Source organism: Microbulbifer mixtoriginis (SeqCode), assembly GCF_052467235.1.
On the sequence record NZ_CP174305.1, the window covers coordinates 1848905 to 1873885 of the forward strand.

The window sequence follows — 24981 nt, forward strand, 5'->3', positions numbered from 1 at the left end:
CAGGGAAAGAAAGGAAAAAAATAATAGGAGGTAAAAAATTTAAATTAACCCAAGATACAATACAAAAGACCATACGTATGGTACCTCGGGCTAACTCAATGTGTGCTAGCTGTGATCCATAACACTATTTAAACATCAGCTCTGGATTCACCATAGTTTTCATTTCCAGCACATTACCGTTCGGATCTTCGATAAAGAAGGTTTCCTGTTCGTACTCACTGCCAACGAAGCGACGATATGGCTTATCCAAGTACTCCAGGCCAGCAGCTTCGATACGAGCTTTCAGGGCTTGGAATTCATCATCCGGCAGGTGAATACCGAAATGGGGAACAGCTACCGCTCCCATATCAACCTTATGGCGTACGTTCGGCAGCTTCTCTTCACTCTGATGCAAAGTAAGCTCATTGCCCCAGAAATCGATATCTACCCAGCGCCCTTCTTCGCTGTTTCCAGTTTTACAGCCAAAAACGCCACAGTAAAATTTCTTGGCTACCTCAAGATCCCCTGCGGGGATTGCAAGGTGCAAGCAATTGGATTTCATAAAACCTCCCACTCCCGGCCGCTCTTCTTCATCCCGCTGATTGACATATAATCACAAGCCAACACCCTGGGGGATAGATTTCTCAAGCAACCAATTGGTACATACGGGGTATAGCGACCCCAATTTATTATTTACGCCACCAGGGCCGATCAAGGGCTTCCCAGATGACATCCGGATAACAAAGCAGCTGCCAGAGCCCCGAGAGACACATATTGCACCTATTTATAGGGCGGTTCGTGAGTCTCTCCCACCTAGTGCTCAAAAAAACAACAGAAGGCGTAATCAGGTCACTACTAACCGGCAAGCCTTGAAATATCCTCCTAATTGAGCGCAGTACTTTAACACATGTGTTGCTGGGAAGAACTGCCTCTGATTAATAACGAAGTTACTGACAAGTCACTCCTACATCAAGGCTCACTATTAAAAGAAAGCCTTACATAGAATCTTCACGATGCACCTTAATGGTGCATGCTAGTAGGATGACCCGTGCACAAGGTGTACTCAGCTCCGCTTAATACAGTTCCCTCCAGGTCTTTCCACAACGCTTTGCCTTACAAACTCTTGCACCTTATTAGTGCTCCCTGTACCGCCTGGCGCCCTATTTGCAGGCAGCAAGTATTGGTCCACAACCTTTCCTTATTAAAAGTATCGGTTCAACGTAACCAAAAATCAGGCCAGCCCTTCAATAGGCCTTTTTCCCGGTTGTATGCTTACCCAACCGCTAAAAGGTATTTAGTTTTTGTTTTTAAAAATTTATTAGTACTTCATTGCTTTAAGGCTACTCACCTAGAGGCTATTGCTGAAAAAAAATACTGGAAAACACTCGGTAAACTCGGGTATATTCCGCGACTATTTTTTAACCAACTGCCGACCCAAATGTCGGCCGCCAGTGCGGTTTCCGCCTGTCGCTGTAACAGAGGTAATACAATGAAACCAACCAAGCCCCTGCTACTACTGGCCTCCGGCCTGTTGTCTGTAGCTGCCCAAGCAGAAATGACTTGGAGCGATAACAGCCTCAGCCTGTTGTATGGCCGCGACTATGAAATGAACTACAGCCTGACCACCGATGATTCCGAGCGCTCTGTAGTGACCTTTGAACACGCCAGTGGCCACAGCTGGGGAGACCTGTTTATCTTTGCCGACTATCTGCATTCAGAAGATGGTTCAAAGGAGCTCTATTCAGAAATTTCTCCTCGTCTGAGCCTGGGGAAGCTCAGCGATCGTGAACTGGCTTGGGGGCCGGTAACCGACGTATTAGTGGCAACCACTGTAGAGCTGGGCAATATGGATGACCCCGATCACCTCACAGCCACAGGCCCGCATTTCACCAACGTTCTGACAGGTCTCGGTTTCGACCTTGCAGTTCCGGGTTTTTCTTTTGTCCAAGTAAACGCCTACCGCCGCGATAACGATGACAAGGCCAGCAACGAGCAGCTGACCCTGGTTTGGGCCATGCCATTTACCCTGGGAGACTCCAGCTTCGTATACGACGGTTTTATCGATTGGACCAGCGCCGCAGAAAATACACACCCAAGTATGAACTTTACCTCCCAGCTCAAGTGGGACGTTGGCGCCAATTGGGGTGAGCCGAAAGCCCTGTATGCCGGTATTGAATACGTGCATTGGAATGACAAATTTGGGTTCAAAGATGGAACCTTTAATACCGACTCCAACGAGCGCAATGTTAACCTGCTAGTAAAGTACCACTTCTGATATGAAACCCTCTGATATCCAAACATCAGCGACCCCAGGGTCTGGTATTCCCCAGGCGGGCAGCGACGCCTCTTTATTGGAAAAGCTGTTCAAGCTGTCTGAGCGTCAGACAAATGTTCGCCGGGAAGTGATTGCCGGTGTAACCACTTTCCTGACTATGGCTTACATCATTTTTGTAAACCCCAACATCCTGGCGGCGGCTGGTATGGATAAGGGCGCCGTGTTTATGGCGACCTGTCTTGCTGCTGCGATCGGCTGTCTAATCATGGGGCTGTACGCCAACTACCCCATCGCACTGGCGCCGGGAATGGGCCTCAACGCCTTCTTCGCCTATGTAGTGGTGGGCGAAATGGGCTATAGCTGGCAGGTTGCCCTGGGTGCAGTGTTTATATCAGGAGTAGTGTTCCTACTGCTTAGTATCTTTAAGTTGCGGGAATGGATAATCGACAGTATTCCCACCTCCCTGAGGCAGTCCCTGGCAGCCGGTATTGGACTGTTCCTGGCGATTATCGCCCTGAAGAGCTCAGGGATCGTGGTTGCCAGCCCCGCCACCCTGGTGACCCTGGGGGACCTTAAGTCTGTTGAAGCTATGCTGGCTGCTCTGGGCTTCTTTATTATTGTGGCTTTGTCCTACCGCCGTATGCTCGGCTCGGTAATGATTGGCATTCTCGCAGTTACCGTTATTGCACTGGCTATTGGTAAAGTAGAGTTCACCGGCCTGGTCTCCGCACCACCGAGCCTGGCGCCCACCTACCTCGAACTGGATATCGCCGGGGCATTTGAAGTGGGTATGATCAGTGTCATCTTCGCCTTCCTGTTCGTAGACCTGTTCGATACTGCCGGCACTCTGCTGAGTGTCTCCGACCGCGCCAAGCTTCTCGATGAAAACGGTAAGTTGCCGGGCATGGGCAAAGCCCTGATGGCAGACAGCTCCGCTTCTGTAGTCGGTTCTGTTCTGGGTTCGTCCACCACTACTTGTTACGTTGAGAGCACCGCGGGTATTACCGCAGGCGGACGCACCGGTCTGACTGCAGTGGTCTGCGCTGGTCTGTTCTTGCTGGCCACCTTCTTTTCCCCGCTGATCGGGATGATTCCCGCTTATGCGACTGCCGGGGCTCTGCTGTATGTCGGCGTCCTGATGACCTCCGGTTTGTCTTCCATCGACTGGGATGACATCACCGAAGCCGCTCCGGCGGTGATTGCGGCAGTAATGATGCCGTTATCATTCTCTATCGCTCACGGTATTGCTCTGGGCTTTATTGCCTACGCAGTCATCAAAACACTGAGCGGGCGCAGTAAAGACGTCAGCATCAGTGTCTACGTGTTAGCGGCTCTCTTTATTGCCAAGTTCGCCTTTTTCTGAGGGGTACACAGATGAAAAAGCATTTTATCAGCGCACAGCAACTGCTGATTGATTCCTACGCGCTTGCCGAACAAATCTATCAGAGCGGCTTCCGCCCTAATTACATCGTTGGTGTATGGCGTGGCGGCGCTCCGGTAGGTATCGCGGTACAAGAATTGCTTCATGTGATGGGTGTGGATGCGGACCATATCGCAATCCGAACTTCCTCCTACCTCGGTATCGGCGAGCGCGACAAGAAAGTCCGAGTGCATGGTCTGAACTACCTGATTAAGCGCCTTGAGTCCCACGACTCCCTGCTGATCGTTGACGATGTGCACGATTCCGGCCTGAGTATTGAACAAACAATTGAAGACCTGCGCGCAGCCTGTAAAAAGAACACGCCAGAGATTCGTATTGCAACGCCTTACTACAAGCCGAAAAACAACAAAGCGAAGCGCGAGCCGGATTACTTTATCCACAAGACTGAAGAGTGGCTGGTATTCCCTCATGAGATCGACGGCCTCACCCGGGAAGAAATCCTGGAGAACAAGCCCGAACTCGCCCCTTACGTTGACCGGATTGCTACCGCAGTCTGATCCTCTTTGTTACCGGGGACTCAGGTCCCCGGTACTTCCCCTTCTTTATCGTTGAGTTGTCAGTATCCTTACGACTCCTCTCTCTCCACCTCTTCCGGTCTAATAACTACGCTAGAACCGAAAAGCTACAATCAAGCCCCATACTTCAAACCTTTCTCAAAAGCCCCCACTTATGCAACTAAAGTTAGTTTTAGGCAATTTATTAAATAGAAAAGTTGGTCCAGAATTAAGAGGGCCTTAAATAAATTCACAATGTTGCTTTAGGGCTTCAAATGGTAACAACGAACTATTTAAAGATTGTCTAAGATAACTGTCCCAATTGTCGGAAAATAAAAATGAACGACAAACTTGCAGGGCTCAGCCAAACACAACTCGATGCACACTGGATGCCCTACACCGGTAACCGGCAGTTCAAACGAGACCCACGAATTATTACAGCCGCTGATGGGTGCTATTTCACCAGCGCTGATGGTCGCCAGATATTCGATGGCCTTTCGGGCCTGTGGACCTGTGGCGCGGGTCATAATCGAAAAGAAATCGCCAAAGCCATTAACCAGCAGTTGGAGACTCTAGACTTCGCCCCCTCCTTTCAGTTTGGCCACCCCGGCTCCTTCAAGTTGGCGGAACGAATCACTCGCTTAATGCCGGAGGGCCTCAATCGGGTATTTTTCACCAATTCCGGCTCTGAAGCAGTGGAGACCTCGCTGAAGATTGCCCGTGCCTATTGGCGCAAAAGAGGACAGGCCAGCAAGACAAAACTAATTGGTCGAAGTAAGGGATATCACGGAGTGAATTTTGGTGGAGTTAGTGTCGGCGGCATCGGAGCCAACCGAGCCATCTATGGTCCGGCGCTCTCCACCGCTCACCTTCCCCATACACTACTGCCGGAAAATCGCTTTAGTCGCGGACAGCCTGAATATGGGGCACACCTTGCCGAATCACTATTAGAAATTATTGAGCTACACGATGCTAGCAATATTGCCGCTGTCATCGTTGAGCCAATGGCTGGCTCCGCCGGTATTTTACCCCCACCAGAAGGCTACCTACAGCGACTTAGGGATATTTGCGAGCAACACCAAATCCTACTGATTTTCGACGAAGTAATCACCGCATTTGGCAGACTGGGCACTGCCACAGGTGCAGAGCTTTTTGGCGTAGTTCCAGATATTATCAACATCGCCAAGCAACTCACTAACGGAGTCATCCCCATGGGAGCCACGGTGGTGCAGCAAACGATCTATGAGACGTTTATGCAACAAGGAGGAGCCGACTACCAGTTGGAGCTACCCCATGGATACACTTATTCAGCGCACCCAGTAGCCTGTGCAGCAGCACTTGCTACCTTAGAACTTCTAGAGAGAGATAATCTTTTCAAGCACTCAGCAGAGCTTGCCTATCTTCTGGAAGAATATATACATCAGCTGAGCAACTTGCCTCTGGTTTACGATATCCGCAACTGTGGCCTAGCCGCTGCGCTAACGATTGAGAGAGCCCCAGGGGAGCCCTTATTACACCCATTCCGCATTGCCTTAAAGATGTGGGAGAAAGGCTTTTATGTTCGCTATAGCGGAGACACCATTCAATTGGGCATGCCATTTATTACACGCCGTGAAGAGATTGATGGACTCGTAAACGCCCTCGCTGAGTCTGTTCTTGAAGTTGCTAATGGTCAATAGCGTTTTTATTCTGTTAGCGGCTTCCCTCCTTGCTAAACAGCAATTCACCCCATAAGAACAACCCCTTAACGCTCAAGCCCTGTTAATAAAATAATCCCGAATCTACATGGGATATAATTTTGAAGACTAACCCACTTTAACCGCCTTTTATTTGGGCCATTTCATCTATTTATTGTATAGCACCAATAGTAAGATTCTCGGTGCATACATTGCGGACCAATATAGAATCATAGCAATAACAACTAACCGATCGGTGAGACCACCATGATCAATCAAACCAAGATTAAAAGATTAAGACTTATTACCACTCTCTTGTGCAGTATCATGTTCGCTGCCTGTGAGCAAAAGCCAGGTAGTACAGAAGCCGCACAAACTTCTACAACAAAACCTGTAACAAGAGCGGAGATCGCGGGGCTATCTGAGAAATATGCAAAGCTGAGAAAACAGCAAATTGCAGAGGTAGATTACCAACTGAGTATTCATCTTGATCGCAACGGAGACAGTTTTTCCGGCACAGTTGTAACTGAAATTAAATTCAACAAACCCTTACAACAGCCTCTAACTATCGATTTCTCTGGAGGTACTGTTGAAACTGTACAGGTGGATAACCAAAAGACTCCTTTCAGTTACAATGGACATTTTATTCGTATTGATAATACACAGCTACCCAATAAGAAGCATACAATTACAATAAATTATCGACATCCTTATTCAAATAATGGGTCGGGTCTATACCGATTTAAAGACGCTGTAGATGGTAGAGTCTATTTATATACTGATTTTCAACCCTATGACGCCAACCGCCTTTTCCCACATTTTGACCAACCGAACCTTAAAGCTCGCTATACACTAGATGTCACAGCGCCAAAAGAGTGGGTAGTAATCAGTGCGGAGCGGGAACATAGAGTAGAGCACGAGGGTGAAATAAAGCATTGGTTTTTTCCACAAACTCCAAAGTTCTCATCCTACATATTCTCATTACACGCTGGGCCCTACCATATTTGGGAGGATAACGCCAAAGGTATCCCTCTACGCCTGATGGCCCGCCAGAGCCTGGCACAATATGTTAAAACCAAAGACTGGTTTACCTTCACCAAGCAGTCCTTTGCATTTTTTCAACCCTATTTTGGAATAGATTACCCCTTTAATAAGTATGATCAGATCCTGGTACCCGACTTCAATGCGGGTGCCATGGAAAATGTGGGGGCAGTCACTTTTAATGATGCCTACGTATCTCGTGGAGAAAAAACCCAGGCCCAGCGTATGCGCTTGGCCAATGTTATTGCGCACGAATTGGCACATCAGTGGTTTGGCAATCTAGTGACCATGAACTGGTGGGACGATCTTTGGCTAAATGAAAGTTTTGCCACTTATATGGCCAACCTATCTTTAGCAGAGAACAGTGAATTTTCCAATGCCTGGGAAAATTTTTATCTTGGTACTAAACAGTGGGCTTATTACTCCGATCAAAGGCCCACTACTCATGCCATCCAGCTACCAGTAAAAAATACCGAAGAAGCTTTTAGTAATTTTGATGGTATTACCTACGGCAAAGGGGGCTCTATACTCAAACAATTACCCTATTTCCTCGGTAAAGAAAAATTTCGTCAAGGCGTTAGCAGTTACCTGAAAGAGTTTTCTTACAAAAATTCTACACTTGATGATTTTATTAATCATCTGGGCAAGGCCGCCAGCATCAATCTGGAGGAATGGCAACAACAATGGCTTTATCAAGCCGGTCTTAACACTATTGAAGCAAGTTTCGAATGTGAAAATGATCGGATTACCGGCCTTAGTCTGACACAGACAGCTCCAGATGATTACCCGACGCTACGCGAACAACGCACTCAGCTCGGTTTCTATCGTATGGATGAGGGGATTATGAAACGCTATGCCACCCTGTCGGTAAGGTACAGCGATGCATTAACCAAAGTAGAGAGTGCTAAAGGGTTATCCTGCCCTCAAATTCTCTATCCTAACGAGGAAGATTGGGCTTTTACCAAGGTAACTCTTGACTCAATCACACTGAAAAATATGGCTCAATACCTCCATGCCATTGAAAATCCTTTCACCCGTCTTATGCTGTGGCAAAGCCTATTCGACAGCGCCTATGATGCAAAGCTCCCCCTTGATGAATACATCAGTTTTGTTATTAATAATGGTGTCGCCGAACAAGATATCAGTGCTATTCGACTCAATGCGCGCTATTTAAATTATGTCCATAGTTATCTAAACCAAGTTCCTATTGATCAACAGCGCCGTAGTAAAATTCTAAAAACCATGGAGGATTTTGCGTGGGAGCGACTACAGCAGTCACCTGCAGGCAGCGATCAACAAAAGACTTGGTTTGAGCTATTTACCGAAATAGCTCATTCGAACAGCGCGCTCAACAATGCCAAACTATTACTGATGGGTGAGCTCTCAGTTAAAGGACTAATCCTAGATCCGGATATGCGCTGGGATTTAATTCACCTGCAAAATCGCTATTTATATTCTGATTATGAACAAGCTATTGCCCGTGAACTAAGCAAAGATAGCTCAGACAGATCAAAACTGAATGCCATTGCTGCCGAAGCGGTAAGACCTTTACCAGAAATCAAACAAAAATGGTTAGAAAACCTAATTCAGCACAGGGATAACTTCAAGTTGAGTGAACTGCGCAAGGCCTCTTATTCTCTATTTAAAGATGAACAAATCTCCCTATTTAATAATAACAGCGAAAAAATCCTTTACGCACTGGAGCAAATTAATAATGAGGATTCCTCAGAGCTAATCAGTAGCTATACCAATATTTTCCCCCTAATGTGCTCAAATGAGGGCGCTCAAAAAATAAGCACCACTCTTGAAGAAAACCCTCAATTTAAGCCCACACTGGTTAAAGCATTAAAAAATCACCTCTACACTAGTGAACGATGCATCAAAATGGGGCAAGCTTTACTCATCAAGGATAAAGGATAAAGGATAAAGGATAAAGGATAAAGGATAACATCGGATTCTATTTTTATAGATGTCCTGTAGAGTGCACAAAAAAATAAAAGAATCAGTACTATAAGAATGTTTAAGGGCCTATAGGCCCTTATTTATTGAACTCGCCTTCCAATGGATAAATGCCTATAAATCAATGAAAACAATTACTACCCAACATAATTTAGACCTGCATAAATTAAACCTCAATGGTATCTATACTTAAAATAACAAAGGCATCTCTATGTATATAGCGGTTCAAAAAGACGATCTATCAGATGGTACCGTCGTAGAGTTATTGGCGCAGCACCTAAAAGAAATGCAACAGCACTCCCCCCCTGAAAGTGTGCACGCCCTCAAACCAGAAGAGTTAGTTGATCCCAAAATCACCTTCTGGAGCGCAAAGATCAATGGCGTTCTAGCAGGCTGTGGCGCCCTCAAGGAAGTCTCCTCTACTCTGGGAGAAATCAAGTCAATGAAAACCAGCCAATCTTTCCTACGCAAAGGTGTCGCTAAAGCAGTATTACAGGAGATAATAAATGAAGCCAGAAGACGGGGTTACAGTGAGGTAAAGCTTGAAACTGGTAACAGGTTAAATTTTGCTCCAGCAATAGCACTTTACTATCAAAATGGCTTTAAATCCTGCGGGCCATTTTCCAACTATAGAGAGGATCCACACAGTCTATTTTTTACAAAAAAACTTAGGCTGTAAGCAAGCTTTACCATTTAACTCAAGGAGAGATACAAACATATGCCTTACTCTAGAAGAGATTTTTTAAAAATTATCGGAGCGGCACCATTTATACTCGGTGGAATGGAGGGGAAAGCTGGAACATGGCAATCTGCCCATAAACTACGATTCATTAAACTACCAGACTTAAAAACAGCCGTTCAGGAAATATACCCCTCTGTATTCTTTGGAGAAATCTATATTTCAGGTGGTTTTATTCCATCATCTAATTCCATATTTTACGGTCTAGCCCCTACAGATCGCACCTATATATTCTCACCCCAAACCAAAACTTGGCGAGATGGTCCACCACTCCCAGAAGCTATACACCATCTAGGTATGGCTGCAAACTCCAAATATCTTTATGGCATTGGAGGTTTCAATGGAGTAAAAAACAATGCTTGGCAGGCCAAGGCTACTGTTTATAAGCTGTCCAACAGTGAAGATATCTGGACCTCTGGGCCCCGCTTGCCGGCTCCCATGGCCGAAAGCATCTATGCCAACACATCAAAAGGCATCCATGTTATCGGTGGAAAAACACCTAACGACCAACTTAAAAATAGCGATACGAAAAATCATTATATATTGATAGACAATGCCAACTGGGAAACTGCAGCTCCGGCGACTATCAGCCGAAATTCCGCAGCAGGTGCGGCATTAAACAATAGAATCTATGCTATTGGTGGGCGCCAAGCTAGCAATGGAAATAATAAGGCTAGGAATCTCTCCTACGCGGAAGTCTATGATCCCAGCTTGGACAAGTGGAATAAAATAAGACCGCTACCCCAATCACTTGCCGGGCTAACTGCCACACCATTAAAGGGAAAGATAATAGTTACCGGTGGAGAAGCCTTTGGCCCCAACGGTTACTGGAAAACAGGCTCTGCATTTAACTCGATCTGGTCATACAACCCAATTAGTGATCAGTGGAGAAAAGAAATCTCTCTCCCTATGGCTCGCCATGGACACGGTGCTGTTACAATTAACGATTCCATTTATATTATTGGTGGAGCCGCTAAAGTTGGTCCACAAGAGACCTTAGCGTCGACTATAAAAATGAACTGGAAACCATAACCCCTAGATTTGTAATTTTCCGTATAAGCTTGGATTAATTATGCTTAAAAAAAGAGAATATCCCTTTCTACCGCCACAAAAAGGCCCTTATGTACATTCTGTTATCCATGAAAATACGCTCTACATTTCGGGCTTGACCGCACAGGGAACCTCTTCTCAGAAAAAAGAATTTTTAGATCAAGCCCAAGAGGTACTCTCTCAGATAGATAATATCCTGGAATACGAGGGACGGAACAAATCTGATCTGATTAAGTTAACAATCTTCATAAAGGATATCGAACAGACCAGTAACCTGCGCAAAGCGTTATTTCAGTTTTATGACGGAAACTTGCCAGCCTGTTCACTAGTCGAAGTTTCTAATCTGATTCACCCTGACCTAAAACTAGAGATCGAGGCAATAGCGGCTATGGTATAAGGCCACCAAGGCTAGAATCACCATTCGCCTCCCCGAGGAGGCCCATTACGCTCTACACCGAGATAGCCTATATATCTATCCCGTATCTCCCGCACATACTTAACCGGCTCCCGACCCCGTACATAGCCAAAGCGACTCTGGCGATAGTATTCAGGTTTGGATAACAACAACATGGCCTGTTCTACATGGCCAAACCATTGATCGGGATCTAATTCCATGCGCTGAGCAAGGGCTATAGCATCACGTACATGGCCATGGCCGGCATTATAAGCAGCCAAAGTAAAGTATATTTTTTGCTCCTGCGAAAGCATCTGTGGGAAGCGTTGATCCAGCCAATCGAGATAGGACACTCCCGCACGGATACCATTCTCAGGCTCATAAAGATTATCGACCCCTAATTGGCGAGCAGTACGCGGGAGCACCTGCATCAATCCTTGAGCCCCGGCAAAGGAACGGGCGCGGGGATTGAACTGGCTTTCTTGGTACATCTGAGCAACCACCATGCGCCAGTCACGATCCGTTTTATCCGTATATTTATGGACTATAGGATCGTAGGGTGAAAGTGAATCACTACTACTGCGCAGGCGATTTTCCTGGTGGCGAAGGATACGCTTTTTCTCTTTAAAGTACTTATTGTAAGTAACATTAAAAAACAAATCGCGATCGTGTTTATTTAAAAAGTTATTTAATTTTCCCAGCAGTTGGCTTTGATCTGCACGCACAGCCCAGGCTATTTCTCTGACACTGGGCAATTCAGCCACCACCCTAAAATCATCGCGATAAGTGCTCTCGATGGCAACCAGATGAGAATCTGCAATCGTATAGGGAAATAACCCCTGAGCAACGGCATCGATTAAATATTCGGTTGTTGCGCCTAGCTGCTCAGATATCTGAAGTGGGGCGATTCCCTGCTCCCGCTGCAATACCACCATCTCTGAGAGACTCTCACGGTAGCTGGTTTGTGGGTTTACAGCCACCATCTTTCCCGACAGCATTTGCTCTAAGGGCACATCACCTTGCAGGGAGATATCTTTGCTTGGAGCAATCAGCTGTTCAGTCACCTCAAGGTAGGGGCGTGTAAAAACGAGCCCCTGCTTACGGCGCATCTCGGTAATCGTCAGTGACGAGGCGATCATATCGCCCATACCTGCCTGCAGGGCATCTGCTAAATCCATATCCGCATCGGGCACGACCATACTGAGGCGAAGCTTATGGTCACGAGCAAATTTTTTCAGCAGGTCATAGTCGAACCCCATCAATTCCCCACGCCAAATAAAGTAAGAAGCTGGATGATTACGGGTCAGTACTCGCAGTGTGCCATCCGCTAAAATACCCTCCCAATCCCGCATCATTTTATTGGAGTTTTGCCCGGCCAATACCAATTCTGCCGTCAGGAATTCATTGAGCTCACGTCGTAGCTCTATGGCATTGAGACGAACTGCCCAGGCAATATCTCTGCTGGATTCCAGCTGATCGCTGGCAGCGAGCTGCGGATAATCGGGCAAAAGCGCATCGGCCAAATTACTGTCCATCACGGTTGCCTGATACTTACCTGCGACAACAGCATCTAACAATGCGCTGTTTGCCACCGCACCATCCAGGAGCGTGACCTTATAGGCCTGATCTGTATCTTCACTCAAGGTTTCGGCATAGGCACTGCCACGGCGAACGGCTACCTCCTGTAGCGGGCTATTCAAATCGCGAAGCGTAATTACTAGTTCATTCACCGTTTGTAGCGGCCGTGTGAACGCCACCTGCGAGCGTCTTTTGGCCGTGCGGGAAAAATTAGTGGCGATCACATCACCTCGGCCTTCTGCCAAAGCGGGGACCAAACCGGAAAAGTTATCCACATAAACCCACTGGGGCCTTAGGTTGCGGCTGTAGGCAAATTTCTCTGCAAGCTCCCGCCACTCTCCCTGCGGCAAGCCAGAACGCGGCAGGGCATCCTCCTCAGGGCCTCTGGGAGCAAGTAAGCGCAAGATGCCTCGCTCCTGTAAGGCGGGTAGGTCTCCGAGTTCCGGGTAGTTCGCAAAAACAATTTCAGGTTCTTTAGTGGGTTCAGCGACGACCTGTTGGGGTTCAACCTGCTGTGATTCTACTTGTTGAGAAGAGCGCTTTTCACAGCTTACTGAACACACAAGAGCGACGATCAGAAAAGTTATCGCGACTATTTTTTTATGCACAGTTCAACCTTATTTCAGCGAAATTGTTATTGTTATCCATCCACTTTTTGACTAACTAGCGAATTAATGCGGCGTAGAGTATTACTGTCGCCGCAAGGCATCGGCGTCTAAAGGTATTTAAAAACAAATTCTGACTTCTGTTCGATGTCTTTCAATAGTTAAAAAGCACCGGGTAAGGCGTCATCGTTATAATGTTAGTAGTTAAGTAGTACTCCCCCTTTATCAGGAAGAAACCCAACATCAGTAACAATAAGCCAAATCGTACCAGTTTTCCGCAGCCTCAATAAAAAAGCCCGGCAAACCAAATTGCCGGGCAAATATACGTTGGCGACTATGGGTTGTCTCTTACATCAAGTGACAGCCCCTCTATTATTCTGGGAGCATCTTATTGTTATTAGCTGGATTTAGGCTTGCCCTGTAGCTCCGCCAATCTCATTTTTATTTGTCGGTTCTCCTCCTCATCCGGGAGTTCGAACATCAGCGGCTTTGCCACCCGGGCAAAGTATTCCGCATTTTTCTGTTGATAGAGTTCTTCTGCCAGCCACTGAGCAATATGGAGCTCCCGCGGTGCGCGCTTATAAGCTTCTTCAAGCTTGGATAGATATTCCTCACGGGGATAGCTCAACATTTCCATAGCCATGGCCAGACCAAACCAGTGAGAAGCATTCTGAGGCTCTTTATTCACCAGGTAGTCGAACTCTTCACGAGCCTTTTTCAGACTGCGTAAATCGCGGGCATCGTTGGGCACCGTGGCCTGTTGATTCACCGTCAGCCAGGCGTGGGCACTCAGGTACCAGGGTTGCCGGCGATCCTTTTTTGGCACACTGGCAAGCAAATGACTGGCCTGCGGAAAATCCCCTATACGCAGATCCGCACTCGCCTTAATGGCAGCCAGCTCAGTGCTGTAGATCCCTGTGTGGTAGGAATAGGTAATCAGATCGTCGAGGGCTTGTAGGTTGTAACCAGACTGGGCAATAAAGTTCGCCAGTACATTTACTGCTTCCCGCTTTTGCAGGCGCTTCACTCGAGGTGTCACCTCTTTAAAATCAGCAGGGATATCCCCACTGACCACCTCATATTCCCCTGAGTCAAATGCGGCTACATACACTTTTTCAAGCTCTTTTACCGACATTCCCAGGGCTTTCTCCAGTGATTTCACCGGATCTGCACCATCGTTGTAGTCTTTGACAAACTGCTTAAATTCTTCCGCCTTATCGCCCTCCATCATCAACCAGTGGGACAGCAACCAACCGCTGGCATAGATATCGGCTTTCTCCTCGGGGTCGGTATCGTACACCGTTGCACGCAGCAGCCGGTCGAGCGGCATCAAGCCGGCATACATCAGAGTCTGAGCGCGCTCCTGGGGAATTTCGCCCAGTTCATAACGCCCCTTTTTAGGGAAGGACATAGTCGCCATAAATTCGGCAAAGCCCTCGCTATACCAGTAGGGGAAATGCGTGGTATTGCCGTTATAGCTAAGGAAATGGGTATATTCGTGAAAGAGAAATTCACGGGCCTTAAGCTGTTTTTTTACACTGCGGCCATCCAGGTTCACCAGGGCATAACTGCCCTCGGCGGAGGTATCAAACAGGCCGTTGGTCATCTCCGCCAACTCAGCCCCAACCAGACCCGCATAGGTTTTGCGGTCCCCGGCTGCATAAATTGTGAGCTTAGGGACGCTAGGGTCTACCTCCAACAGCTCTATGGCCACGGCGCGATAGCGCTCCAGATCGGCCACCAGGGTTTTTACCGCTTTGGGGTCGCCATCGGTAATAACCCGAAAGTTTTTACTGTCTACCTGATACCAGATCTCCTCGCCGAGGTAGCGGGATGCAGCATTGGCAGACAGTGAGAAAACGAAAAAAAGTACTAAGAAAACAGCTGAGCGAGAAACCATAGTTCAGGCCACCGAGTCATTGTTGCCGAAGCCCTCCGTGGCCAAATCGTAGAAGCACACATTACCGGTTTTTATTGATCAAAAAAAGATCAATATGAATAAGAAATGAACTTTTTAGGCGATTTTTATGTGACCACCTGGACAAAGTGAATTTAAAAAAGTCGATATAAAAACCTAATGGGGGCAGCGACAAACTACGAGACAAGCGTCTCATTTTTTAATCAAACAGCATACAAATACGCGGCCGGGTTCTATATATTGCGCTTCTGACCAATGTATTAATCATGGTCAAAAAATAAAAATAATTTACTTTGACGAGAGAAAAAAATGAAAACTACACCACTACTGGCGCTGCTTGGCGGCGCTATGATGTCAGCGCATGCCTGGTCGGCCCCTGAATATATTTCCGACCTGGATATTACCTCTTTCGACGGAACGGTACTCGATGCCAACCTGTTTGTGCCGGAAACCCCGGCACCAGCGGAGGGCTACCCTACCGTGATCTTCACCAACAGCTGGGGCTTGGAAAAACGCCAATACCACTTCCAGGCCAAGGAGCTGGCTGAAAATGGATACCTGGTTTTAAGCTACTCCACCCGTGGCTTTGGCCACTCCGGTGGACTGGTGGACGTGGCCGGAGAGAACAGCATTGCCGATGTGGGTGTGCTGATTGATTGGCTCGAATCCAATTACTCCGTGGGCAAACTGGGAATGGCTGGTATTTCTTATGGTGGCGGTATTTCCCTACTAAGCGCCGCGCAAGACTCCCGTATTGATGCGGTTGCTGCGCTGTCCGGCTGGGCCGATGTAGTTGAAGCGCTTTACCCCAATGAAACCGTTAACTTGGTCTGGGGTAGCTTACTTGTCACTACCGCCTTCGATAAAGAAGCTGAACTTGAGCAAGTCTGGGATGACCTGCGCAGCGGCCAGAACATGGAGCAAGTTATAGAGTTCGGCGCCAAACGCTCGGCAATAAGCTATGTCGATCAACTAAATGAAAATGGTACAGCAGTACTAGTATCGAATAACTTTGCCGATTATCTTTTCAAGCCAAACAGCATGACAGACTTCTTCTCCCTACTTGAGGGGCCCAAGAAACTGATGCTAAACCCTGGTACCCACGCCATTACCGAGACACTCTCTGGCAACGATGGACACATTTGGTCTACCAGCTTCCGCTGGTTCGATCACCACCTGAAGGGCAAAGACAACGGAATCAACCGCGAACCTAAAGTGGACATGACCGTGCGTATCAGCAACAAGCTGGAGCACTATGAGGACTACCCAGTAACCCAAGAGAGCACCACCTGGTATCTACAACCGCGCTTTACCATGTTCAATAGCGGCAGTATGGAGAGCGGTAAATATGATGGCTGGAGCTGGAGTAATGAATTCCACGGGGGCTGGGATACCTTTGCTGGTACCGGTATCCCATTGGTTTCCGATGCCTTAGAAGGTTTCGGCATTCCGGTGTACGCACCTATGATGGCAATCAACGGTTACTATGCCATCGAATACAAGTCACCAAGGCAGTCTGAGACCCTGAAAGTTCGCGGCGCACCAAAGCTAGAGATGTGGATCGAGCCCAGTAAGAGCGAGGTTCAAATGAATGTACATCTCTACGATGTCAATTTCTTTGGCCTTGGCCGCCTGATCACCCACGCACCAATTACTGTGCGCACTGAACAGCCAGGTAAGAAGCAAAAAGTGGAGGTTGAACTGTTCACCACCAGCTACGATGTGCCTGCTGGTCACCGAGTAGTTATGGCTATTGATACTCAAGGCCCTATTTACAAGAAGCCACAAGATACCAACTACACCATCACTGTGCCCTATAGCAGCAGCAAGGTTTCCAGTTTAACTGTCCCACACCTGTAAATTTTCACAGCCATCACCATGCCCAGCGCTTGATCGCCGGGCATGGCATTCCCCCTGGATCTATCTCAACGCCCACAGCCCCACGTAATTTTCCGCCAAAGCGGTACAATGGCCTTTTTTTGGCCAAGTACCCCATCGCTCTATGAACAAGAAGATACCGCTCGCCCTGCTGAGCGCGGCGCTGTTATCAGTAACAGTCGCCGGGTGTAACCCGGCGGAAAAGGCCCCGCAGAAAATCGACCAGGAATCCAGCGCTCAAATGACAGCCCTGGACATCAGAGAAGCCCCTGAGGGCAAGCTTCCCCAAGGAGTAAAGCCCAGCACCTACCACCTGGACCTGACTCTCGATCCTCGCAAAGATACTTTCAGTGGCCGTGTCGCTATCGACATTCAGCTGGACCAGGCCGGCAACCATATCTGGTTGCACGGCAAGAACCTGTCGGTAACCAAAGCCACTGCGCAACTGGCAGACGGGCGTGAGGTGCAAGCCAGCTACCGCGAGGTCCTCGACAGCGGCGTCGCCACGGTTGAATTCTCCGAGCAACTGCCGGCCGGCAGCTTCACCCTGCAGCTGGATTATGCCGCCGACTTTGATCGCAACCTGGCCGGCCTGTTTAAAGTGGAAGAGCAGGGCAATGCCTATGCCCTGGCCAAATCTGAGTCCATCCAGGCGCGCAAATATCTGCCCGGTTTCGACGAACCCGGCCTAAAGGCGCCCTTCTCCATCAGCCTCACTGTGCCCGAGGGCTACGCCGCTATCAGTAATGGGCCGGAATTAAAACGCGAGACTGTGCCGGGCGGCATGGAGAAAGTGACTTTTGCCACCACTCCCCCTATGTCCACTTATCTGCTGTCCCTCTCGGTAGGTCCCTTCGATGTGGTTGAGCGCGCAGCTATTCCACCGAGTAAGTACCGCAAGGACCCTATCCCCCTGCGCGGTTTTGCGCGTCAGGGCCGCGGTGGCGATATGAATTACATTCTCGATATCACCCCCAAAATGGTGGAGACCTTCGAGAATCAATTACAGCGCCCCTACCCCTTTAAAAAGCTCGATATTATCGCCGCGCCACAGTGGCCCAGCGGCGCCACCGAGCTGTCTGCAGCCATCACTTATCGCGAGCAACGCATTCTGGTGGGCGATAACCCCGCTCCCGGCGCGCGCCTGGCTTTGGTAGAGGTACACGCCCATGAGATCGCGCATATGTGGTTTGGCAATCAGGTGACTCCCCCCTGGTGGGACGACCTGTGGCTAAAAGAGGGCTTCGCCACCTGGGGCGAACCGCTGGCCCTGCGTATTATGGAACCCGAGGGCGGCCACGACCTAAACGCCGCCACCTACGCAATCGGCGCTATGCAGTTGGACTCCCTCGCCAGCACCCGCGCCATTCGCGAGCCTGTTAGCGACAACAACAATATCCGCAACGCCTACGACTCCATCACCTATTCCAAGAGCCTGGGCGTTATCAATATGGTGGATAACTACTTCGGCGCGGAGAAATTCCGTCCGGCCCTGGGCCGCTATCTGGAAGCTTTTAACGGTGGTGAGGCAGACTCCCCTTCTTTCTACAAAGTGATCGGGAAGGAAACCAATACCCCGGAACTGACAGAGACTTTCCGCAGTTTTGTCGAGCAAAAAGGTGTACCACACCTGGAGCTGACCCTGGACTGCAGTAATCCGGCCCAGGCCAAACTGCATGTCACCCAGAGCCGCTACAAACCCCTTGGCTCCCCTATTGCTACAACCGCACAGCAGTGGAGTATCCCCTTCTGCTTTAGCAGCGACAGCGGCACCCAGCAGTGTCAGATACTGACCGGTAAAGAAGAGACCCTGGAACTCGCTGCAGGCAGCTGCCCCAGCTGGGTAATGCCCAACGCACAGGGCAGCGGCTACTACCGCTGGAACCTGCCCGAGCCCCAGTGGCAGGCCCTTACCGAGCGCTTCACCCAGTTCGCCCCTACGGAGCAACTTTCAATTATCGACAGCGCCTTCGCTGCCTTCGAAGCCGGTAAGCTACCTGCTCCCCGCTTGCTCGATGTTGTGCGCCAGTCAGCGAAAGCAGACAAGCGCCAGGTAATTACCATGCCTCTGCGCTACCTGCGTAAGTACCGCGATAATTATCTCGACGATGCCGAGCGCTTGGCTTTCCTAAACTTTGCCCAGAACCTTTATCTGCCACTATTGAGCAACAGCGCGAGCAGCGAAGATGCCGACCAGCAAATGCTGCACAGCGCCCTGCTCGGTTTTATGGCACTGGTGGCAGAAGACCCGGATACCCGCAAACAGTTAATGGAAAAGGCTACAGCCTTTACCGGCTTTAACACCGAGCGCGATCCCCAGGCATTGAACTCCGACCTGTACGAAGCCGCCCTGACCGTGGCTATCCAGGATGCCGGAGAGGACTTCCTCGCACACCTGATTAAAGTGCGCACCGAGCTGGATGATCCTCGCTTTGAAAACGCCAGTGCCAACGCCATCGGCAGCAGTAATAGCCCCAAGCAAATAAAAACTATCCAGAAGTTAGCACTCAGCGAACAGATGGGTCCGCGGGAGTCTTTTGCACTGATTCGCTACGCCCTGGCGCAGCCGCTGGTGCAGGAGCAACACTGGGCTTGGCTGCGCAATAATTTTGTCCAGGTTGTGGATAAAATCCCCGCGCAGATCCGCCGCCATACGCCCGCATTTGCCAATGCCTTCTGCGATAAAAAACAATTGGATGAATTGCAACAGCTATTCGCCCAGCACGGCAAGCTGACGCCCGGCTACCAGCGCAGCCTGGCGCAGACTGAAGAGCGTATTCAGTTGTGTATGGCATTGCAGGAAAAAGGCCAGTCACTGATGAAAGCTCTGCCAAAATCGGTAGAGCTGGCAAATAAATAAACCGCTATTTTTTGTTATTTATCCCGTACAGGGTGAGGAGATTTCCCCACCCTGTCCACGCTAAGCCTTCCAACCAATAACCGGTGCAGACACCCGAATATTGCACCGATACCCTTCGATAGCTTTTTTTCAGTTCTCGCTTTTGCTGTGCTTGCGCAGGCGGAATGCCAGCCAGATCATGGGCAGGCCAAAGATAATGGCATAGGCCCCGATCACCCATACCAGTGCCAGGGCTCCGGCTCCAGGGCTGACCAATATTGCCAGGCCAAAAATTACCGAGAGCACACCGATCGCAATCAACAACCACTCGTTGTCGATTTCCTTGCGCAGTCGGATCGCTCCAACAATTTCAAATATTCCCCGCACCAATGCCCAGGCACCGATAAAAATCACCAGTACCAAAGCGGTTACCTGGGGAAACATAAAAGTCACAATACCCGCAGCCAGGCTGATCAGGCCGGAAACAATCAGCCACCAAAGAGGAGTGCTCGCATGCCGCCCCATAACTGCCGCCACCAAAGAAAAAATACCATCGAGCAGGGCATAGATACCAAAGAGAAAAACCAGAGTGAGTAGTGACAACCCCGGCCAGATAAATGTCAGCACACCGAAGATTACCGCGATAACACCGCGCAACAGCAGTAACCACCAGTTGGCGGAGAGCACCTTCAATATGGGGCCGGCGGGGATAGGAGAAGTATCAGTGGACATAAGCAGTCCCCGGGTTACAGATCAGCATTGAGTGAAGCGCCAGGCTGTAAAGCCTTGCAGAGCCGAACATATTTTCCCTGGAACCAGCAAAAATAAGAGAGCGGCGGCCCACGGCCGCGACCAAATAGTCGACTCTGCAAAGACTATGATCGCGCCGCAGGCCGCTAATTTCAGTGTAGCCCTTAACGACAAGCAGGCGCAGAAATCTTGTGAACGGAAAAATCAGGCAAGCGAATAGTTAGAGAGCGGGTGCTTAGCATGGATGGGTTTTAGCGGGAGAAAAAAGGAGCGGAAAAGGAGACAACCGGCAGCCCTAAGGCTGCCAGCGGAGGGTATGGGTCAGGCCAACTCGCCGATCACACCGCGCAGTTTATCCACAATCGCATCGATCTCGTGTTTTTCGATAATCAGCGGTGGGGACATACACAGGGCATCGCCGATACCACGCGCCATTACCCCAGATTCCCAGGCCTTAAGGGAAGCCTTGCCTCCGAACTTACCTTTGAGGTTTTCAGGGGCACGTAGCTCGATAGCACCAACCAGGCCGTAGTTACGCACATCGATCACATTGTCCATATCCGCCAGGCTGTGCAGGGCATTTTCCCAGTGCTGCCCGATTTCACCAGACGCGCGCGTGAGCAGACCTTCGCGCTCGTAAATATCCAGAGTCGCCATACCCGCAGCACAGGCCACTGGATGTGCGGAATAGGTGTAACCGTGGAAAAATTCCACCATACCTTCGGCGGCTGCATTCATAACAGTGTTATGAATTTCGTCTTTTACAAACACCGCACTCAAAGGCACCGCCGCATTGGTAATACCTTTCGCGGAGGTGATCATATCCGGAGTCACATCGAACTCGATAGAAGCGAAAGCGGAACCTGTGCGGCCCCAACCGGAAATCACCTCATCGAAAATCAGCAGCAGATCGTGCTTGTCACAGATCTCGCGCAGGCGCTTCAGGTAACCTTTGGGTGGCAGTACTACACCACCAGCACCGGCAAACGGCTCGACAATGACCGCAGCAATTTGATCGGCACCGTGGAAAGCCACCAGGCGTTCCAGGTCTTCCGCCAGCTCTATACCATGCTCCGGCAAACCGCGACTAAAGGCGTTGCGCTCGATATCCAGAGTGTGACGCATATGGTTCGCTTTCACCGGCTGGCCAAAGCCCTGGTAATTGGGGGCAATACCGCCCACGGAGATACCGCCAAAGTTCACCCCGTGGTAGCCCTTTTCACGACCGATAAACATGGTGCGAGTGCCCTTGCCACGCGCACGCTGGTATTGCAGAGCAATTTTCAGCGCGGTCTCTACGGCCTCTGAACCGGAGTTACCGAAAAATACATGGTCCAGGCCATCGGGAGTGTGCTTCACCAAGCGCTCGGAGTATTCAAAGCCCAACTCGTGACCAAAATTGAAGATGGAGCTGTAGTCCAGGGTTTTCGCCTGGTGATAAATGGCTTCGGCAATTTCTGTGCGGCCGTGACCGGCATTACTGCACCAGAGACCGGCGGTGGCATCAATAATCTGGCGACCACCTTTTTCGGTGAGGTAGATACCCTCGGCGCGCTCAACAATCCGCGGGGCAGATTTAAAGGTGCGGTTGGGGGTAAAGGGCATCCAGAAAGCGTTGGTTGGCATTTCAGACATAAACTGTATCTCCGCAAGTTCCCTGAAACTTCAAAATATTTACGTTGGGGAGCCAGCGACTCCCACGAATTTTTTCAGGCGCTTGTGCAATCTCAGACAAGCGCACGGCACTGCCGTTCGAAACTAAAAATCAGGCGCCGAAGCAGCAGTATTTGGTTTCGTAGAATTCGGCCATGCCTTCGACACCGCCCTCGCGGCCGATACCGGATTCTTTGTTGCCGCCAAAAGGCGCTACGGTGGTGGAGAATACCCCGGTGTTACAGGCAATCATGCCGTAATCCAGCGCTTCCACCACACGGTTCGCGCGGCGAATGTTCTCGCTCATCACATAGGCAGCCAAACCGTAAGGGGTATCGTTGGCACGGCGGATCACATCGGCTTCATCGGTAAACTTCTGTACTGCGGCGATGGGACCAAAGTTCTCCTCCTGAGCCACCCGCATAGCATCTGTGACGCCGGTCAGCAGGGTGGGAGCGAAATAGTTTTCTCCATTGGGCAGCTGCTCACCGCCAATCTCAATTTTCGCCCCGGCTTCTACCGCATCCTGTACCAGGTCCTGTACCCGATCCACCGCGCGGCGATAAATCATCGGCCCCATGCTGACACCTTCTTCGGAGCCATGGCCGATTTTCAGTGCGGCCACTTCAGCACGCAGCTTTTCCACAAACTCATCGTGTACCGACTCGTGCACATAAATGCGATTGGTGGCCACACACACCTGGCCGGCGTTGCGGAATTTGGTCGCCACGCAGGCCTGCACCGCCGTCTCCATATCCGCATCGTCGAATACGATAAAGGGCGCATTGCCGCCTAGTTCCATGGACATCTTCTTCACGGTGCTGGCGCACTGCGCCATCAGCAGCTTGCCCACGGCGGTGGAGCCGGTGAAAGTAAATTTGGCCACGCGCGGGTCCTGGGTCAGTACCTTGCCGATGCCCGGTGAATCGCTGCCGGTCACCACATTGATGGTGCCCTTGGGAAGACCCGCCTCCTCTGCCAGCTGGCACAACGCCAATGCGGACAGCGGAGTCTCCAGTGCCGGCTTGATCACCACAGTACAGCCGGCTGCCAGCGCCGGTGCCGCCTTGCGGGTAATCATGGCGTTGGGGAAGTTCCAGGGGGTGATGCAGGTCACCACACCCACCGGCTGGCGGATGGTGCTCAGGCGCATCGCCGGATTGTGAGTGGGAATCGTCTGGCCGTAGGCTCGGCGACACTCTTCAGCAAACCACTCGATAAAAGAGGCGCCATAAATGATTTCCCCTTTGGCCTCCGCCAGCGGCTTGCCCTGCTCGAAAGTGAGGAGACGCGCTAAATCATCGCTGTTATCCATAATCAACTGGTACCAGCGCTTGAGGATGGCGGCACGTTCGCCGGCGGTGCGGCGGCTCCACTCCGGGAAGGCGGCGCTCGCAGCTGCTACCGCCGCCTCTGCATCCTCCGCTGAACCATCGGCCACTAAGCCCAGTACTTCGCCATTGGCCGGGTCGCGCACCTCTGCGGTGCCCGCAGCATCCCGCCACTCTCCATCGATATAGTTCTGAGACTTCAACAGGTTTGGATTCGCCAGTTCCACCGGAAAACTCCTGATAATTTACTGTTATTAATGGTATTGCGGCGATTCTGGCCGCAGCAGCCCAGGGAGAATAGTAGTATTTTTCGAACTAAAGTTTATATTTATCAAACTTAAGGGTGAAGTGGCTTGTCCACTCCAATCCCCACTCCGCGGGCAGTGCCTAAGCTACGGCAAACTAACTCAAATAACACGGGATAAATCGGCAGATGGGCAAGACAAAAAGCGCCTTGGGCGGGCGCCTCAGCGATATAGACCTTCGCCTGTTGCGCGTTTTCCGTGAAGTGGTGCGCGCCGGTGGCCTGGCGCCTGCAGAGGTGGCCCTCAATATCGGCCGCTCCACCATTAGCGTACATATTTCCGACCTGGAAGCCCGCCTGGGTATGCAATTGTGCCTGCGCTCCCGCGGTCGTGCTGACTTCAAACTGACACCTGAGGGGGAGCAACTCTTCGAGGCCATCCTCGAATTGGATGGCCATCTGGAGGCCTTTAAAAGCCAGGTGAATGCCATTCAGTCTCACCTCACCGGAAATCTGCGTCTGGTGATGCCAGACGATGTGCTGGAGATACCACAACTGGATCTACCGGCAACCATTGCCCACCTTCGCCAACAGGCCCCCCAGCTACACCTGGAGGTACAACTTGCCGCACCCCAGGAACTGGAGCTGGAGATACTCGCCGGCCGCGCCGATGTGGGGATTAACCCCCTGCACACACGTCGACCAGGCTTGGAATACCAGCCGCTATTCCACCACCAATCCACACTCTACTGTGGCGCCCAACACCCATGTGCCCAAGCGGATCAGGTCAGCGAGGAATTACTTACCCAGCAGGAACTGGCAGCCCCAAGTCATGCCGTGCTCTCTGGCGCGGCTCACCTTTACCGATTATTTCCCAACCGTTCCACCGCTAACCATATGGCCGCGAGGCTAGCGATGATTCTATCCGGCTGTTTTGTGGGGTTTTTACCCAATTACCTCGCAGAAAAATATGTGGCGTGCGGCAAGCTGAAGCCGCTATTGGCCGAGCGTTTTCACTACCGCATTCAGAATGCTGCCACTTTTAAAAAGAATGCAGCAGACCACCCGGCTGTGCAGCTATTTTTGCGGGCTTTAGTAATTAAAAACTAACTATCGGCAAAGCCACAGTAGCCTAAA

Annotated in this window: 17 protein-coding genes; 11 read left to right on the forward strand and 6 right to left on the reverse strand. The window is 50.1% G+C overall.

The genetic code is table 11. The features are described 5' to 3' along the window. Positions 1-124: 124 nt before the first annotated feature. Entirely contained in the window at positions 125-541 is a 417-nt protein-coding gene (locus ACJJIO_RS08070) for a VOC family protein (RefSeq protein WP_226642070.1), read from the reverse strand. A 927-nt stretch (positions 542-1468) separates the two neighbouring features. On the opposite strand from ACJJIO_RS08070, the gene ACJJIO_RS08075 reads away from it, so the two are divergent. The 8 genes from ACJJIO_RS08075 (at position 1469) to ACJJIO_RS08110 (ending at position 11051) form a co-directional block, all read left to right on the forward strand. Further along, positions 1469-2254 carry an outer membrane protein OmpK gene (locus ACJJIO_RS08075; RefSeq protein ID WP_444887412.1) on the forward strand — a complete coding sequence of 262 codons (786 nt, stop codon included), beginning with the start codon at positions 1469-1471 and terminating at the stop codon, positions 2252-2254. Position 2255: 1 nt separating this feature from the next. Beyond that, the gene (locus ACJJIO_RS08080; RefSeq protein ID WP_444910690.1) at positions 2256-3617 is read left to right on the forward strand and encodes an NCS2 family permease; all 1362 of its coding nucleotides are present in this window, start codon (positions 2256-2258) and stop codon (positions 3615-3617) included. Between the two features lie 11 nt (positions 3618-3628). Beyond that, positions 3629-4192: a phosphoribosyltransferase gene (locus tag ACJJIO_RS08085; protein ID WP_252083610.1), complete on the forward strand. Its 564-nt coding sequence runs from the start codon at positions 3629-3631 to the stop codon at positions 4190-4192. A gap of 335 nt (positions 4193-4527) precedes the next feature. Next, positions 4528-5868: an omega-aminotransferase AptA gene (gene aptA / locus ACJJIO_RS08090; protein WP_444883011.1), complete on the forward strand. Its 1341-nt coding sequence runs from the start codon at positions 4528-4530 to the stop codon at positions 5866-5868. A gap of 264 nt (positions 5869-6132) precedes the next feature. Further along, complete coding sequence (gene pepN, locus ACJJIO_RS08095) at positions 6133-8826, forward strand: aminopeptidase N (protein WP_444910691.1); 2694 nt, start codon at positions 6133-6135, stop codon at positions 8824-8826. Positions 8827-9076: 250 nt separating this feature from the next. Then, positions 9077-9544 carry a GNAT family N-acetyltransferase gene (locus ACJJIO_RS08100; RefSeq protein ID WP_252083613.1) on the forward strand — a complete coding sequence of 156 codons (468 nt, stop codon included), beginning with the start codon at positions 9077-9079 and terminating at the stop codon, positions 9542-9544. A gap of 39 nt (positions 9545-9583) precedes the next feature. Beyond that, positions 9584-10636, forward strand: coding sequence for a Kelch repeat-containing protein (locus ACJJIO_RS08105; protein WP_444910692.1), 1053 nt, complete (start codon positions 9584-9586; stop codon positions 10634-10636). 40 nt (positions 10637-10676) lie between these two features. Continuing rightward, positions 10677-11051: a RidA family protein gene (locus ACJJIO_RS08110; protein WP_444910693.1), complete on the forward strand. Its 375-nt coding sequence runs from the start codon at positions 10677-10679 to the stop codon at positions 11049-11051. Positions 11052-11068: 17 nt separating this feature from the next. On the opposite strand, the gene ACJJIO_RS08115 is transcribed toward ACJJIO_RS08110, so the two are convergent. Further along, positions 11069-13234 (reverse strand): MltF family protein, encoded by a 2166-nt coding sequence (locus ACJJIO_RS08115; RefSeq protein ID WP_444910694.1) that lies wholly within the window; start codon positions 13232-13234, stop codon positions 11069-11071. Positions 13235-13628: 394 nt separating this feature from the next. After that, positions 13629-15131 carry a hypothetical protein gene (locus ACJJIO_RS08120; RefSeq protein WP_444883016.1) on the reverse strand — a complete coding sequence of 501 codons (1503 nt, stop codon included), beginning with the start codon at positions 15129-15131 and terminating at the stop codon, positions 13629-13631. Positions 15132-15458: 327 nt separating this feature from the next. Here ACJJIO_RS08120 and ACJJIO_RS08125 point away from each other — a divergent pair, with 327 nt between their 5' ends. Beyond that, complete coding sequence (locus tag ACJJIO_RS08125) at positions 15459-17009, forward strand: CocE/NonD family hydrolase (RefSeq protein WP_252083618.1); 1551 nt, start codon at positions 15459-15461, stop codon at positions 17007-17009. A gap of 142 nt (positions 17010-17151) precedes the next feature. Next, on the forward strand, positions 17152-19887 hold the full coding sequence (locus ACJJIO_RS08130; protein WP_444910695.1) for a M1 family metallopeptidase: 2736 nt from the start codon (positions 17152-17154) through the stop codon (positions 19885-19887). Positions 19888-20016: 129 nt separating this feature from the next. On the opposite strand, the gene ACJJIO_RS08135 is transcribed toward ACJJIO_RS08130, so the two are convergent. The 3 genes from ACJJIO_RS08135 to ACJJIO_RS08145 form a co-directional block, all read right to left on the reverse strand. Further along, the gene (locus ACJJIO_RS08135) at positions 20017-20598 is read right to left on the reverse strand and encodes an HdeD family acid-resistance protein (RefSeq protein WP_444887419.1); all 582 of its coding nucleotides are present in this window, start codon (positions 20596-20598) and stop codon (positions 20017-20019) included. Between the two features lie 339 nt (positions 20599-20937). After that, on the reverse strand, positions 20938-22251 hold the full coding sequence (aptA, locus tag ACJJIO_RS08140) for an omega-aminotransferase AptA (RefSeq protein WP_444887420.1): 1314 nt from the start codon (positions 22249-22251) through the stop codon (positions 20938-20940). Between the two features lie 130 nt (positions 22252-22381). After that, positions 22382-23827: an NAD-dependent succinate-semialdehyde dehydrogenase gene (locus ACJJIO_RS08145; RefSeq protein WP_444903328.1), complete on the reverse strand. Its 1446-nt coding sequence runs from the start codon at positions 23825-23827 to the stop codon at positions 22382-22384. 206 nt (positions 23828-24033) lie between these two features. Between ACJJIO_RS08145 and ACJJIO_RS08150 the strand changes: the two genes are divergently transcribed. Next, positions 24034-24954, forward strand: coding sequence for a LysR family transcriptional regulator (locus tag ACJJIO_RS08150; RefSeq protein WP_444910696.1), 921 nt, complete (start codon positions 24034-24036; stop codon positions 24952-24954). Positions 24955-24981: the final 27 nt, after the last annotated feature.